This is a genomic window from Mesorhizobium sp. WSM4884 (assembly GCF_029625675.1).
Classification (GTDB): Bacteria; Pseudomonadota; Alphaproteobacteria; order Rhizobiales; family Rhizobiaceae; genus Mesorhizobium.
The window spans coordinates 1-249 of sequence record NZ_JARTVO010000081.1; the positions used below are offsets into that span (position 1 = coordinate 1).

General features: G+C 61.4%; 1 pseudogene. It reads right to left on the bottom strand.

The window, feature by feature from the left end:
• Positions 1-8: 8 nt before the first annotated feature.
• Positions 9-249 (bottom strand): annotated as a pseudogene (locus P9236_RS30745) (ArsR family transcriptional regulator); the annotation flags it as partial.

Consider the following 249-nt stretch of genomic DNA (forward strand, 5'->3'; position numbering starts at 1 on the left):
GTGTGGCCTCACTCGCTTTGCTTGCGTCCATCGACCTTCTCCTTTCGTTTCAGTTCCTCGACCACCTTGTCCAACCCGTCGAAGCGTGCGTCCCAGAGCTGGCTGTACCTCTCGATCCATGCCGCCTCTTGCTCCAGCCCGCGCAGGCCGAGCTTGCAGGTCCGCACACGCCCGACCTTTTCCGTGCTGACGAGCCCCGCTTGCTCCAAGACACCGACGTGTTTCTTCATGCCCGTAAGGGTCATGTGG